This is a genomic window from Azospirillum brasilense (assembly GCF_005222205.1).
GTDB lineage: Bacteria > Pseudomonadota > Alphaproteobacteria > Azospirillales > Azospirillaceae > Azospirillum > Azospirillum brasilense_G.
In genome coordinates this window covers 37,080-51,974 of the sequence record NZ_CP032350.1, presented here as the reverse complement: position 1 = coordinate 51,974, position 14,895 = coordinate 37,080, and the positions used below count along the sequence as shown (strand labels likewise).

Sequence of the window (14,895 nt, the reverse complement as noted above, 5' to 3'; positions counted from 1 at the left end):
GTTTCCCGCCGGCTGCGTTCCTTCATGCCATTCAGGCGCCGCGGACCAAGGTCGTGCGTCACGAAGGAACGCGCGTCAAACCATCCGCTGCGGTCCCCGCAGCCTTGCCTGTGAAACGCGGCTACCCTCATACCCTCGTTCATAGACCTTGTAAAGCAAGGGACTTCAGGAAACGCGAAATTCACACAGAGCCGCCGAACGCTTGATCAATACCTTGAAGTCAACATTGATAATCATGCGCTGTTGTACAGGCCACAGGATGTCACGATGAGCCACCCCAGCCTGTTGGCGGAGCGGGGATGGCGGCGTGAAGGTTTCCATTGAAGACCGGGAGTACGGCTGGCAATGTCGCGCTGGACGGCGGGTGGGGATATGGCGATCGTCATGGCCCCGCCCGCCGTCTGTCCTCCCGGCGTCCGCCCCGAGGAGCGCCCCGGTGAACGCTGCCGATAAACGCCAATAGGCCTGTGGAATGAGTGTTGTCTTTGATTCCGGCGACCGCAGCGAGATCGCGCGCGCGCGCGACGATCTCGCCGAGGGATTGAAGCGCTGGACGCTGTGGAGCACGCTGGGCTGGCACGACATCCGCAAGCGTTATCGCCGTTCGGTCCTCGGTCCCTTCTGGCTGACGCTCAGCATGGCGGTGCTGGTGGGAAGCCTGGGGCTGGTGTACGGCACGCTGTTCCAACTGGACCTGCAGAACTACCTGCCGTTCCTGTCCATCAGCCTGGCCACCTGGACGCTGATCGCGGCGATCCTCAACGAAGGCTGCATGAGCTTCGTCGAGCTGGAAGCGCTCATCAAGAACGTCCGCATTCCGATGTCAGTGCATGTGCTGCGCATCCTGTGGCGCAACCTGATCATCTACGCGCACAACATCGTCATCTTCGCCGTGGTCGCGGTCATCTTCGGCATCTGGCCGGGCGCGGTGGGGCTTCTGGCCTTCCTGGGTGTCGGGCTTCTGGCGGTGAACGCGCTGTGGGTCATGCTGCTGTTCGGCATGATCTGCACCCGGTTCCGCGACGTGCCGCTGATCATCGCCAGCGTCATCCAGCTTCTGTTCTTCGTCACGCCGGTGATGTGGAAGCCGGAACTGATGGGCGCGCGCCGCGGCCTTGTCGTCCTGAACCCGCTCTATCACGTCATCGAGCTGATCCGCGCGCCGCTGCTCGGCTCCGCCCCCGACTGGAAGAGCTGGGTCGTGGTGATCCTGCTGGCGCTCGCCGGCTGGACCTTCACCTTCCTGTGCTACGCGCGCTTCCGCAAGCGCATCGCCTACTGGCTGTAAGACCCATGGCTAACATTCGCCTCGACAACGTCTCGGTCGATTTCGTGCTCTACCAGGGCGGCGCGCGGTCCTTGAAGAAGACCCTGCTGCGCTCCTCCACGAGCGGGGCGCTGCGCTATGACGCGCACGACCGGATCACCGTGAACGCCCTGAACAGCCTGTCCCTGACGCTGGAGCACGGCGACCGTCTGGGGCTGATCGGCGGCAACGGCGCCGGCAAGACGACCTTGCTGCGCGTGCTCGCCGGCGTCTACGAGCCGACCGGCGGGCGCATCCGGGTCGAAGGGCGGGTGACTCCGCTGTTCGACCTGGGGCTTGGCATGGACATGGACGCGTCGGGCTACGACAACATCCGCATGCGCGCCGCCTATTTCGGCATCTCTCCCGCCGAGATCGAGCGCAAGATGGACGACATCGCCGCCTTCACCGAGCTCGGCGACTATCTGAGCCTGCCGGTGCGCACCTACTCCTCCGGCATGACGCTGCGGCTGGCCTTCGCCGCGGCGACCGCGGTGGATCCGGAAATCCTGCTGATGGACGAGTGGATCGCCGTCAGCGACGTGAAGTTCCTGGAGAAGGCGCAGCGCCGGGCCGAGGGCTTCGTCAACCGGGCGAGCATCATGGTCGTCGCCTCGCACATGGAGAACGTGCTGCGGCGGCTGTGCAACAAGATCCTGTGGCTCGACCACGGGACCATCGTGCGCTTCGGCCCGGTCGACGAGGTCCTGGAGGCCTACAACGAGAAGACCGGCCTACCCAGCCTCACCACCATGGCGCTGTAACCCTCCCCCGGCGGGGAACGGCGCGGGACCGGCCGCCGTTCCCCGCCCGCTTCAGGAGTGCGGCAACCGTTCCGTATCGGCGACCCGGCTGCGTCCCCCCGTCTGCATGATGGGGGTCTCGGGAAGCCCGTGCGGCTTGCCGTCCGGCGCCGGCTTCATCCAGCCGCGCTGCACGAACAGATGGCGCAGTTCGCCGAACTCGTCGAACACCGCGTCCGCGGCCTGCTCCCCTTCGGCGATCTTCACGCCCGCGTGGCGCTTCTGCAGGGTGATCATGCCGAAGGCGCGGCCGCCCTGCACGTCGGCCACGGGGTTGTCCCCGATCATCCAGCACCGCTGCGGCGGCACGCCCAGCTTGTCCACGGCGAGCTGGAAGGGGGCCGCGTGCGGCTTGTCGTGGCCGGCCTCCTCCGAGGTGACGACGTAGTCGAAATAATCGTCGAGGCCGAAATAGATGATCTTGCGGAACTGGATCTGCGCGGTGAGATCGGTGGCGATCGCCGTCTTGATGCCGAGCGAGCGGAGATCGAGCAGGAACTCCTTGACGTCCGGGAACAAGGTGCTGGCGTGCAGGAAGGTGCGCCAGTAGGTCTGCTCGATGTCGAGCGTCGCCAGAAGCTGCGTCTTCATGCCCAGCAGCTCGATCGTGCGCTGGAAATAGAGAAGGCGGCTGTGGGACCCGGCGGTCTTGCCCAGCCGCTCCTTCACCTCCCGGCGGGCGATGGTGAAGGCGTCGTGGAACTCCTTGCGCGACAGGCCGAACAGCTTGCAGGCCTTGCGCTCGGCCGCCTCCGTCGCCTCCGCATGGGCCGGGTCGTAGGCGTAGAGGTTGTTGTCCGTGTCGAAGACGATGGCTTCGGGAGGGGTGGCGAACGCCTCTGGGCGGGTGAAGGTGAGTGTCATTTCGCGACCCGTCTGCGAAGGTTTTCGTCGATTTGCATGAGGACGATCAGCTGCATCACGCCCAGCATGTTGGAGTGCCAGTGCGGCTGGACGTCCAGAAGCTCGTCCAGGTGGGGGACGAGGTTGGCCGCGGCCAGGCCGATGTCCTCGGCCCAGACGTCGCCCTCGATGGTCATGTCCACCGTCTGGCCCTCGTCCGGGAAGTCCAGATCCAGATGCACGCCGCAGATGGCGATCAGGGCCTTGCTCAGGCGCTCCGTGTAGAGGCTGTCGCGGATGATCACGCGGAGCTTCAACGGGATCGGGTCGTCCTTTGGACGGGACAGATGCTCGGCATTGACCGCGGCCACCTGGAAGACGAGATCGGCGTTGGCCATCTGGGGCTTGATGTAGGCGTCGCTGTCGGGCTTCCGGCGGGCCATCTGCGCGCGCACCGCGGCCGGATCGTGGCCGCGCTTGGCGACGTCGCGCCGCATCTTCCAGAAGAAGCGAAGCTCCTCGTCCGTCTCCAGGAAGATGCGGACGTGCAGCCGCTCCACCAGGGCCGGCGGCAGCAGCGTGTGCAGGCCGGAGATCAGCAGCACGTCGTTGCTGGCCAGCGTGATCGGCGGGCTGAAACGGCCGGTGTGATGATCGTAGATCTGGCCGACCGCGTCGCGCCCGTCCAGGGTGGCGTGCACATGCTCGGACAGCCGGGGGAGGTCGTTGGCCCGCGGGTTCAGGTGCGTGACCGCCCGCCACATCGGCGCGCCGCGCGCCCATTTGTGATAGCCGTCGCCCAGGATGTGCTGGACCGAATGGCGCCCGAACAGCCCTTCCAGAGCCGCCGCCAGCGTGTCCTTCCCGGCTCCGGAATCGCCGGCGATGCCGATGGCCAGGGGGCCGCGGCTGAGACGGAAGTAATCGTTGCGCTGGATGCCGTTGCGGAACAGGCGGATGGCCAGCACGCAGCCGACCGCGACCACCGCCGTCAGCCACACCGAATGGGCGTGGGACGACAGCAGGTGCGGCGGGGTGAGATCGATCCCCAACAGCGGCAGGCGTGGGCCGGACGCGGTCAGCGCCAGCAGCGGCACGACCATGGTGGAGAAGAGGGCGACCAGCCACCAGCCCACCCGGTCCGCGCCGATCTGATAGACGATCAGGAAGGGCAGGGCCCACAGGTACCAGCCGGGCGACGCCGGCGTCATCAGGACCACGGTCAGGAACGACACCCCGGTCATCGCCAGGAGCAGCGAAAAGTTGGTCCGCCGCAGCCGCCACATCGCGTAGACCATCAGCGCGAAGGCCAGAGGCGCCAGATAGATGACCAGACCGTCGTCCTGCGGCAGCGACAGCCAGTACAGCTTGGCCGCCTCCGGCGTCTCCATCACCATGTCGCGGTAGCCGGAGGACAGCAGGGGAAGCAACCCCAGCACCGCCAGGACGCCGGCGAAGGTTCCGGCGAAGGGCACGAAGCCGCTGCGCAGCCGCTTGTTCTGCCACAGGTAGATGCCGAGGAAGGGAAGCGCCAGCAGCATGCTGAGCTTGGCGGCGCAGGCCAGGGCCAGCAGCAGCCCGGCCTCGCGGAACCGGTGCTCGCCGATCATCATGAAGGCGCCGACCATGATGACGACCGGAACGATGTCGAGCTGGCCGTGCCAGTAGGTGATGTACAGCACCAGGGGCGACAGCCAGTAACCCAGGGTCAGCAGCGCCCCGCGCTTGGGGAACATCCGCCGCAGCACCAGAAAGCCGGCGACGTCGAAGGCGAGAAGGGTCAGGCGGAGCCCCAGACCGGCCAGAACCACCTCCGCGCCGAACGGCAGCCCGATCAGCCAGCCCGCCAGGACCAGCGGCAGGAAGGCCGCCATCATGACCGGGCCGTAGGGGAAGCTCAGGGAATCGCCGCCGCCGGCCAGAAAGGCCGACCACGGGTCGAGAGCCGGCGACTGGATGGTTCCGGTGAGGAAGGGGACGAACCAGGTGTCCTGGATGTGCGGCGCGAGGAAGACCAGCAGAAGGCCGCGCGCCGCCAGCCCCGTCAGAAACCACGGATCACGCATCAAACCGAATGTGGTGAAACCGGATCTGGCCAGACCGGACGGGACCAGACCGGGCAAGTTCAGCGCCATGCCTCGGGTTCCTTCGTGCAGACGGCCTCGGCGACGATTCCCTCACGCTCCAGAAGCCGGCGCATGTCGGCGATCCCCGCGGTTCCGCGGCCTTGCAGCTCGGGCGAGACCAGGCACAGCTTCAGTCCGGCGTCCTGCAGGCGGGCCGCCTGGGCGGCGTCGAGCGGGAAGCGGGTGAAGCAGTCAACCCACACCCACTCGATGCGCCCGGCCAGAGTCAGCGCGGTGTCGACGGATTCGAACTCCGACACCCGCACCGCGCAGCGCCGCTCGCCCTGGTTCGCGGTCTTGACCAGGAAGGGGAAGGACTGGTCCAGGAAGAAGAAGTCGGTGATGCCGTGCCGCTCCATCAGCGCCAGCAGGCGCGTCTCCAGACCCTCCTCCTTGACGTTGAGGATGAGCGTGCCGTGACGGTAGGCGGCGATCCAGGCCTCGAACGGCTCGCCGGCCACGAAGGGATCGTGATGGATCACCAGCTCCGTGCCCTGGCTGCGGATGTCGACCTCGACTCCCAGCTCGGTGGGGGTGGCCTGAAGCTCGGCGAGCGTGTTGCGGCGGTGGCGGATGATCTTCATGAGGTGCTCTCGGGCTTGCTCCGGGACTCGCTCAGGGTGGCGCGCAGGCGGAGGCTGTAGTCGAGCGTACGGCGGATGAACTTCACCTTCGCCCGCCAGTTGATGTTCCAGTGCGAAGTGCCGTGGGCGCGCTTGCCGAACAGCACGGGGAACCGCTTCACCTCCAGCCCGGCGGCCCGCGCCATGTAGAAGGCGTAGAGATCGAGCGAGAAGTCGTGGGGCGGGTTGGCCCAGGTCTCGAAGAAGCCGCGGCCGAACAGGGTCGGCTGGGCGTTGATGTCCCACAGGGGCTGGCGCAGCAGCGCCGTCTCGAACAGCCCCATGCCGGCGGTGAAGACGGCGTCGCCCAGGGGGCGGTGCTGGCGCCGGCCCTTGACGAACAGCCGGTCGGGGTCACGGGCCGCGTCGAACAGGGCGAAGCCGGTCAGGGCGTCGGCGGGGTCGGTCTGCATGTCGGCGTGCGTCCAGCCGAGCACGCGCCCGCGCGCCGCGCGCAGCCCCGACAGGATGCCGAACCCGTAACCCTGGTTGACCTCCACCCGCACGCTGCGGGCGAAGGGATAACGGGGCAGAAGCTCCTGCAGCACCGCCGGGGAGTCATCGGTGGAGCCGTTGTCGACCAGCACCAGCTCGATGTCCGGACGGGTGAAGGCCTCGCCGGCGCGGGCCAGCAGCAGGGGAAGGTTCCGCGCCTCGTTGTAGCAGGGAATGACCAGGGAATAGGTGCTCACGGACGTGCCCCCGAGAATGCGAAGTGGCGCATGCCGACGAAGTTGAAGCAGGCCGAGGCGCCGGTGGCGATCAGGAAGGCCGCGGCCATGGACCAGGGGCCGGTTCCCGCCAGAAGGATCACGCCGTTGTTGAGCGCGACGTTGATGACGAGGGCCAGAAAATACACCCCGAGGAAGCGGAGCACCGTCTGGACCCCGCCCCTGGCGCCGCCGAAGGTCCACATGCGGTTGGCGAAATAGGCGAAGACCGTGCCGGCGATGAAGCCGGTCGCCTTGGCCGGCATCACCGCCGCCCCCAGCCACAGCAGCAGGGTGTAGACCACCATGTCGATCGCCACGGTGGTCGATCCGACCACCAGGAAGCGGCTGGCCTGACGCTGCAACGACATGATTTCGTGCCTCGTTCCCGGTTAGGCGGACGCCGGCCGGCCGGAAACGCCGGCATCGGCGACGTCCGGGTCCGCTTCCAGCCGGTAGGGATGGTTGGCCCACTTGTGGAAGGCGGCCTGCCAGTAGGCGTAGGTTTCCAGATCGTCCGGCGTGCCCCAGCACAGGTAGGAGTGAACCTCCAGCAGGCGCACGGACAGACCCATCTCCACCGCGTCGTTGATGCAGCTGTCGACGTAGAATTCGCCGTTGACCCGGCGGTCGGCGGCGATCATGCGCTCCGCCGCCCGCCTGAAATCGCCGGCCCGCTTGAAGGTGAAGGTGCCGACGATCACCGGATCGCGGGACGGGTCGTCCAGCGGCACCTTGACCGAGACGTTGCGGACCCGGCCATCCTCGGCGTCGATCCAGCCGTACATCTGCGGAGCCCGCAGGGCGCCCGGATACCCGCGGGCTCCCCACACGATCACGTCGGTCTCCGGGTCGTCCATCAGGGCGGAGAAGGCCGCCGCGTCGTAGAGGACGCCGTTGTCGCAGGCGCCGATGGTCAGCGGCCGATCGAGGTCAACGCCGTCCAGCCCCAGCAGGCAGGTGCGCGCCTGCCCGTCGGTCAGCGCGTCGATCATGGTGATCTCCGCGTTGCCGAAGGCCGACCGCAGGGCGTCGGCGCAGGCCTCGGCGCCGGGCATGTCGCGGCGCAGGACGAACAGCCGCCGGTCGGCGTCCGGCAGGTCGCGCACGGCCTGTTCGACCATCGGCCGTCCGGACACCGGCACCAGCGGCTTCGGCAGCGTGTAGCCGCGGGCCGCGAAGCGGGAACCGGCCCCGGCCATCGGCACCATGACCGTGCCGGCGTGGCGGGGGGCGATCGCGGCCTCCGGCGTGCCCTGGCGGCGGAAGGCGTCGGAGAACCACCGGTATTCCTGCAGATCCTGGGGCGTGCCCCACTGCATGAAATGCTCGACCGGGAACACGGTGACCGGGCGTCCGGCGTCCAGCAGCGGCTTGTAGGCCATGCTGACATAATATTCGCCGTTGACCATCAGCCCGCGGCGCATGGTCTCTTCGAAGCACTCGCGCATCACCGCGCCGGTGCGGAAGTAATAGGTGCCGCTGGACGCGAACTCGTCCATCGGCCGGTCGGTGAAAGGCTTCTTCTCCTGGATGTCGCGCGCCCAGATGCCCTCGCTGCGGACGTAGGCGTAGTTGGTCGACCCCAGCATATGCGGGTGGAAGCCGGTGTAACCGATGACGCTGCCGTCGCAGCCGGTCTCCCGCGCGTGCGCCTGGAAGGCGTCGAAGTCCCACAGGCAGGTGAAGTCGCAATAATTGACGATGGTCGGCGCGTCCATGTCGATGGCGTCGGCCACCTGGAGGACGGCGTTGATCGGCCCCAGCTTGTGCGGATCGATCGGCAGGATCCGGCCCGACGGGGCGATCCGCTCCAGCGTCTCGCGCAGGCGGTAGGCCGGCTCGTCCAGGTGATCCCGGTTGACGATGAAGAGGACGGACGTGGCGCCGGGGAACAGCCCGACGACATGCTCGATGATCGGCTTGCCGTCGACCTCGATCAGCGGCTTCGGAACCGTGTAGCCGGCGCGGCGGAAACGCTCGCCGAAGCCGGACATGGGAATGACGATCTGCATGGCGGTTCAGCGTGGCTGGAGGGTTTGTGAGGTCTGGAGCGACTGGCGGTACTTTTCCGCGTCCCAGTTCAGGAGGGCCTGCTCGTCGGCGGCGGAAAGGCAGGACACGCCGGCGCCGTCGGGAATCCGGGCGACGACCATGGCGAGGGCGGCGACCATTTCCTCGCCGGCCTCGCCAAGCCCTTCGGGCACCAGGACGCCGGCGCCGGGGATCAGCACCACGGGACGGAAGGGAAGGGCGCCGCTGGCCGACACCACGCGGTCCAGCGCGGCGCGGTCTTCGGCGACCGCCACCCCTGGGCCGAGAAAGACGACATGGTCGGGATAGAGCGAGCCGGACGCCGCGATCCGCACCGCGGCCGGCGACAGGGCCAGCCCGTGCGCCTCGTCCCGGCGGGTCGGGCGGTAACCGCTGCCTGCGGCGATTTCCTCCAGCCGTGCCCGGTCGGGGTTCCCGGCGGGACGGGGGTCGACCCGCAGCCGGCCGGCCACCTCGTCGAGAAGGGCTTCCACCGCCGCGCAGTCGGCGCCGCCGACGATCAGGCCATGGTTGGCCAGGATCACCACATCCGCCGGCGCATCGGCGGGCCGTTCCGCGACCGCGGCCGCGACCGCCCGCGTCAGGTCCAGGCCAGGCTTGCAGTAGGGGACCATCGCCCAGGCCAGCCCGTCCAGCCGCGCGGCGAGCGCGGGCGCGGCGGACGGCTGGACGGCCCAGGCGAGCGTGTTCACGCAGTGGACGTGGAAGACCACCGGGTGCGGCATCAGCGCGTGGAGCGTCGTCTCGATGGACGGGCGCAGCCCGCCGGCGCCGAGGGCGGCCCCGGCCACCGGATCGGCGGCGCAGTCGCGGACACCCTGGCGGACCCGCGACAGGCTGACGTCCACGAACACGTCCGAGACCAGCGCGTCGGCCAGCCGGGTCCCGGAGGCCTTCACCCGCAGCACGTCACCGATCTTCAGCGACGTGTTGCCGCCGGCCCCCTGGACGTACAGAGGATTGGAGCCCACCCGCGCGGACGCTTCCAGAAGCGATCGCGCGGCGTGGCCAAAGTCTTCGGTGTCTTGCGGGCGTTCCATCCGATCCGTTCCCCATGTTGGGCCATGCCGGCTTTCGGCCTCAACCACTGGTGTTCCGCCGCCGTCAAATGACGGCGACAGGTTTACTGGCCGTCGCCGCACCGGGCAAGGGATTTGCCGAGGACGGTCGGGAAACGGCGCCGCGATGTCATCGCAGCCTCATCCGGATGGCGCCCGGATCGCCCGCCTCGTGGAACCAGGAGCATCCGGCCTGGATCATCGTGACGATCAGATCGGCCTGCGGGGCATAATCGGGCACATCGACGACCAGGCGCAACAGGCGGCTCTCGCCGGGCTTCAACTCCTCGCCGATCAGCGTCGAGCGGGTGAAACCCAGTTGCCTGCCCGTGGCGCGGTCCATCCAGCGGCCGGTGAGATAGACGGAGCCGACTCCCTGCGCGTGGCGCCAGGGTTGGGCGGTCGCGTTCTTCACGTCGACCCGCAATTCGTAGCGCGCTTTGCGCCCCAGCATGGCCCGGAAGAGAGCCCGCCGCTCGAAGGCCTCGACGCCGACGAGTCGCATCTCGGAGCGGTAGTCGCCGAGGCAGTCCAACCGCTCGGGGAAGCTGGAGGCCGGACGAGCAAGCACGGAGTCGACGCTGCTGTATTGGCTGGTGCTGTTGACCGCATCGTTCAGGTTGCGGTTCCAGAAGGCGGCCTGATGCAGGCCGAGCATCAGCGCGATCACGCTTCCCGCCACCGCCGTTCCCCAGCGCGGAAGGATCGCGAAGGACAGGATGATCGGCACGAACAGGAAAGAGGTGGCCTTCAGGTAGCCGGTCCAGAAGGCGGTCACGCCGACGCCGAGCATCGTCGCGATGAACGCGAAGGGCAGCGCCGCCGCCGCGACGATCGCCATGACCGGCTGGTGGCGCTTCGTCCGCAGCAGCACGACGCAGGCCGCCGCTGCCATGGCGATCAGGACGCCGTGCAGGGGCTGGAGCCAGAACTCGCTCTGGGGCACCCCCGCTCCCGCGAAGGGATGAGTCCCGCGGTAGGTGCCGACGAGCGTTTCGAGCCATCCCTTGAGCGGCAAAGTGACCAGACCACCGGCGACGCCGGGCGCCTGCGAGGGAAGCTGCCCGAACCGGAGGAGGATCGAAATCTGCCAGAGGATGGCCACCACGCCGGGAAGCGCCATCGGCAACAGCGCCAGGAATCCGCTCCGGCTGAACAGCCGCCCGGCGCGCCAGGCGGCCACGGCTTGGAGCAGGAACAGGCCCGCCGCCGCCACGACGAAGGTCTCGCGGGTCAGCACGGCCAGGGTGGCCGCCAGGGCGTAGGCCCATAGACGGCGCGTGCAGAGGCAGGCCAGGGCCAGCAGGAACAGCGCGTCGGCCGCGGCATCCGGCAGACCGCTGACCACCGTCACCTGGACGCCGCCGGACAAGGCCCAGACGAGCGACAGCCAGGGTGGAAGGCCCACGGTCGCCAGCATCCAGGCGAAGGCGAAGGTCCCGGCCGCCACCAGGAGGACGCTCGTGCCCCAATAGACCAGAGGGCTGACCCAGTCGCCGAGGGTCAGAAAGGCAAGGCCACGCGCCAGCAGCGGCAAGCCGATCCGCTGGTAACGGTAGGTCGGCGCGTCGATGTGCTGGGCCGTGTCTTCCTGAAGAAGCAGGTCGTTCGCGATGTAGAAATGGAACTGTCCGTCCCAGCCCCCATGGCCGGGAGTCGTCAGAAGGGGCTCGAATCCCCTTTTCTCGAGCTGCGCAGGGATGCCCCATTTCTCGGCCGGCCAGACGTGGAACTGCAGAAGCCCCCGCCCTTCGCCGCCGAGAAACACGAACATCGACACCAGTGAAAAGACAACCGCAATCAGAACACTTGCGATGATCGCAATATTTTTACGACTCACGACCGCCATTGCCTTCTTCATTCACGGACGCACAATGAATGGAGCGGCACATGTGAAAGAAACAGGAATCAGGCTGGCGAATCAGCGTCGGCATTCTGCGGCGTCTGTCGCCGATGGGGCGCTGCAACAACCTTGGATCGTTTCACGGCTCGCGCCACGGCGCGGACGTTGGCACGCCGCTTCGGTGTTGTAAAGCCGCATTGCAGGAAAGGAAGGGAGCGTCACAGGGCGGCGGCGCCCTACCCGAACAGCCGGATGCCCAGATAAGCGGTGTCCCCGACGACCCCGGGCATCGTGGACAGCGACGAGACGGCGTGACCGCTCAAGGTCACGCTCGCGTCGATCCGGCCATTTCCATCCAGGTCGATGTGAGCCGTCGCCCCTTCGAACCCGCCGGCCCCCTGCCAGTCCTCCCAGGTCAGGGTCGATTGGCCCGGCTGCCAGCCCCAGACGGTGATGAGTTCCCCGGCCTCCAGGTCGGTCACGGTCGACCAGACGGGATCGCCGCTGCGCCCGTCCAAGAAGAAGGTGTCGTGCCCGGCCCCGCCGGTCAGGAAGTTCGACCCCGTGCCGCCATCGAGCACGTCGTCCCCAGCCCCGCCATCGATCGCGTCCATGCCGCCGAGGCCGTTGATGAAGTCGTTGCCGGCGCCGCCGACGATCGCCTCGCCGTCGTTGCTGCCGATCAGCTGCCATTGCAGGTTCTGCACCGGTCCCGAATAGGCCGAGGCCTCCTGAAGGAATTGCCGCCCCGACGCGCTGTTGGCCACCCCGAAGAAGGTGCTGGCCACCGTGCCCGGCGTGGCGTCCCGGCTCAACGCCAGGGTCAGGTCGCCGAAGGACAGGTTTTCGATGCTGCGCAGGGTGTTGACGCCCTGGGGACCGCTGACGGTCACCTCGCCGGCGCCGGTGTGGAGGATGGTGTAGGAGGAGGGCGCCCCTTCGAACACCGCCGTGTCGAACCCTTCTCCGCCGTCCAGCAGGTTGTTGCCGGCCCCCCCGATCAGGGTGTCGTCCCCCGCACCGCCGTACAGGGCGTTGTCGAGGGCGTTGCCGATGAGAAGGTCGTTCCCCGACCCGCCGATGGCGTTCTCGATCCAGCAGTCGTAGGCGATGCCGAGCGTCCGGGGCTCCAGATAGAATCCGGCCTTCCAGGACGGTCCAAGGTCGCTGTAGGAGCCGGGGCGCAGGTCGATCCGGGCGTCGGTTGTCTGATTGGCCCAGCTGATGGTGTCGTTGCCGCCGCCGTCCCAGATCGTCTCGAAGATCGCCTGTCCCGGCGCCCAGGAATAGACGGTGTCCCCGGCGTTGGTGGACATGTTGGCGCCGTACAGATACTGGATGGCCGCGATGTCGTCGACCATCGGGGTGGTGGGGAAACGGTCCTGCCAGTAGCCCATGCTCGGGGACGCTCCGGGGAAGGACCGGTAGCTCATCGTGCTGTAGAGCTGGTAGTCGATCCCGGTGGGGGCGACCGGGAAGCCCCCGTATTCCTCATGCAGATGCTTCAGGCCGAAGGCGTGCCCAAGCTCGTGCACGATGGTCTGGTAGGTGTAGGAACCGGGCGTCCAGGACAGGCCGGGATCGGCGAAGGTCGTGCCAAACCAGACGTCGCCCGCTTCCGGCAGATCCACCACCGGCATGACCGTGTAGGCGGTGTCCGGCACGCCGCTTCCTCCGAAGCGGATGTCCCCGCAGGACAAGGCGTTTTCAGGAACCTCGATGCAGCTGATGTTGGCCACCGCCGTCCAGGTGCCGAGCGCCTGCCGGATCGCCGCCTGGGCCGTTCCGGACAGCGTCCAGACGCTGCCCGGGTCCGGCGTGAGATAGCCGTCCCGATAGGCGGAAAGGCCGGCGGCGCCGAAAGAATAGGTCAGGGAAACCCCGGTTCCGGGCTGACCCCCAGCGCCCCACTTGTATCCCGAAAGCAATGAATCGATTTCAATGCGCCCGCTTGCTGTGATCGCGGATACAGGAAACGTGTAATCCGGATTGCTCATGAGCGCCACCCTTCAAAAAAGGAAGATGTTCGTAAAAACATCAATCCAAGTCAGAAATGGGTGGCCTTCATTCAATGATCCCTAAAGGGTCCTCTCCAAATCAGCCGTTTGCTTGTTTAAAGTAAGGCGTTGGCGTCTTCTTTATCACGGGCGTGTTTGATGATTTCTCTATGTTGTAATTCGAGCAGCGAAGCGAATCCGGCGGATGACCTGCCTTGGGCCGGCTTCGTCCATCCGGACGCCCCTTGTGGCGTGACCGGCGGCAGGGGAGTGGTTCGTCCGGGGATGCCGGCTGGCCTTTCCGCCATCCCTCTTGCGCAAGCCGGCGCTTTTGCGGCTTTGTCGCCACGATCGGTCCTGCGCCGATCAGCCTTTCGCACTGGCCGGAGACGAAGGATGGAACGGGTGGACTGCGTGGTGGCCGGAGCCGGGGTGATCGGCTTGGCGGTGGCCCGGCGGCTGGCCCGCGCCGGCCGCGAGGTGGTGGTGCTGGAGGCCGCGGACGCCATCGGCACCGGCACCAGTTCCCGCAACTCCGAGGTCATCCATGCGGGGATCTATTACCCGACGGGCAGCCTGCGGGCCCGCCTGTGCGTGGCCGGTCGCGACGCGCTCTACGCCTATTGCGCGCAGCACGGGGTGGAGCACAAGCGCATCGGCAAGCTGATCGTCGCCACCGAGGAGGCCCAGTTGCCCCGGCTGGAGGCCATCCGCGCCCAGGCCGCCGCCAACGGGGTGAACGACCTCGCCGCCCTTTCGGCCACCGAGGCCCGGGCGTTGGAGCCGGCCCTGCGCTGCGTCGGGGCGCTGCTGTCGCCGTCCACCGGCATCATCGACAGCCACGGCCTGATGCTGGCCCTGCAGGGCGACGCGGAGGCGGCGGGCGCCATGCTGGCCTTCCTCAGCCCCCTGGAGCACGCCCACCGCCGCACGGATGGCTTCGAACTGGAGGTCGGCGGGGTGGAGCCGACGCGCATCGCCTGCGGCACGCTGGTCAACGCCGCCGGGCTGGGGGCCTGGGGGGTCGCGCGCGGGCTTGAAGGCTTTCCGGCGGAGCATGTGCCGCCGCGGGTGTTGGCCAAGGGAAACTATTACGCGCTGGGACAGGGGCGCGCGCCCTTCGCGCGGCTGGTCTACCCGGTGCCGGTGGAGGGAGGGCTGGGCGTCCATCTGACGCTGGATCTGGCCGGGCAGGCCCGCTTCGGCCCGGACGTGGAGTGGCTGGACCCCGCCGGTCACGACCGGCTCGATTACCGGGTCGACCCAAGGCGGGCCGATGGCTTCTACGGCGAGGTGCGGCGCTACTGGCCGGACCTTCCCGACGGCGCCCTGGTGCCGGCCTATTCCGGCGTCCGCCCGAAGTTGAGCGGCCCCGGCCAGCCGCAGGCCGATTTCCTGATCCAGGGGCCGGAGGCGCACGGCGTCCCGGGGCTGGTCAACCTGTTCGGCATGGAATCGCCGGGCCTGACCTCATGCCTCGCGATCGCCGACGAGGTGGCGGCGCGGCTGGGCGTCTGACGGTTCCGTCGCC

General features: G+C 67.9%; 12 protein-coding genes. 3 read left to right on the top strand and 9 right to left on the bottom strand.

Going from position 1 to position 14,895, the window contains the following annotated elements; genetic code table 11:
* The first annotated feature begins 472 nt into the window (after positions 1-472).
* Together D3869_RS32410 and D3869_RS32405 are read left to right on the top strand one after the other, a co-directional pair.
* The gene (locus tag D3869_RS32410) at positions 473-1,288 is read left to right on the top strand and encodes an ABC transporter permease (RefSeq protein ID WP_137143709.1); all 816 of its coding nucleotides are present in this window, start codon (positions 473-475) and stop codon (positions 1,286-1,288) included.
* A gap of 5 nt (positions 1,289-1,293) precedes the next feature.
* Positions 1,294-2,070, top strand: coding sequence for an ABC transporter ATP-binding protein (locus D3869_RS32405; protein WP_137143708.1), 777 nt, complete (start codon positions 1,294-1,296; stop codon positions 2,068-2,070).
* Between the two features lie 51 nt (positions 2,071-2,121).
* Here the strand turns inward: D3869_RS32405 and D3869_RS32400 are convergent, their stop codons facing one another.
* The 9 genes from D3869_RS32400 to D3869_RS32360 all read right to left on the bottom strand — a co-directional run bounded on the left by D3869_RS32400 (position 2,122) and on the right by D3869_RS32360 (position 13,295).
* Entirely contained in the window at positions 2,122-2,973 is an 852-nt protein-coding gene (locus D3869_RS32400) for an HAD family hydrolase (protein WP_137143707.1), read from the bottom strand.
* Complete coding sequence (locus D3869_RS32395; RefSeq protein ID WP_137143706.1) at positions 2,970-5,087, bottom strand: phosphoribulokinase/uridine kinase; 2,118 nt, start codon at positions 5,085-5,087, stop codon at positions 2,970-2,972. Before D3869_RS32395 ends, D3869_RS32400 begins: the two co-directional genes overlap by 4 nt.
* Positions 5,078-5,662, bottom strand: coding sequence for a phosphatidylinositol-specific phospholipase C/glycerophosphodiester phosphodiesterase family protein (locus tag D3869_RS32390; RefSeq protein WP_137143705.1), 585 nt, complete (start codon positions 5,660-5,662; stop codon positions 5,078-5,080). Before D3869_RS32390 ends, D3869_RS32395 begins: the two co-directional genes overlap by 10 nt.
* Positions 5,659-6,393: a glycosyltransferase family 2 protein gene (locus D3869_RS32385; RefSeq protein ID WP_137143704.1), complete on the bottom strand. Its 735-nt coding sequence runs from the start codon at positions 6,391-6,393 to the stop codon at positions 5,659-5,661. Before D3869_RS32385 ends, D3869_RS32390 begins: the two co-directional genes overlap by 4 nt.
* Positions 6,390-6,782 carry a GtrA family protein gene (locus D3869_RS32380; protein WP_137143703.1) on the bottom strand — a complete coding sequence of 131 codons (393 nt, stop codon included), beginning with the start codon at positions 6,780-6,782 and terminating at the stop codon, positions 6,390-6,392. Before D3869_RS32380 ends, D3869_RS32385 begins: the two co-directional genes overlap by 4 nt.
* A gap of 21 nt (positions 6,783-6,803) precedes the next feature.
* Positions 6,804-8,426, bottom strand: a complete 1,623-nt coding sequence (locus tag D3869_RS32375) for an NTP transferase domain-containing protein (RefSeq protein ID WP_137143702.1) — start codon at positions 8,424-8,426, stop codon at positions 6,804-6,806.
* A gap of 6 nt (positions 8,427-8,432) precedes the next feature.
* Positions 8,433-9,506: a class II aldolase/adducin family protein gene (locus D3869_RS32370; protein WP_137143701.1), complete on the bottom strand. Its 1,074-nt coding sequence runs from the start codon at positions 9,504-9,506 to the stop codon at positions 8,433-8,435.
* A 148-nt stretch (positions 9,507-9,654) separates the two neighbouring features.
* Entirely contained in the window at positions 9,655-11,373 is a 1,719-nt protein-coding gene (locus tag D3869_RS32365; protein ID WP_432613455.1) for an AZOBR_p60025 family cell surface glycopolymer formation protein, read from the bottom strand.
* Positions 11,374-11,603: 230 nt separating this feature from the next.
* Positions 11,604-13,295, bottom strand: a complete 1,692-nt coding sequence (locus D3869_RS32360; protein WP_137143700.1) for a M10 family metallopeptidase — start codon at positions 13,293-13,295, stop codon at positions 11,604-11,606.
* A 465-nt stretch (positions 13,296-13,760) separates the two neighbouring features.
* Here D3869_RS32360 and D3869_RS32355 point away from each other — a divergent pair, with 465 nt between their 5' ends.
* Entirely contained in the window at positions 13,761-14,882 is a 1,122-nt protein-coding gene (locus D3869_RS32355; RefSeq protein WP_137143699.1) for an NAD(P)/FAD-dependent oxidoreductase, read from the top strand.
* Positions 14,883-14,895 lie beyond the last annotated feature (13 nt).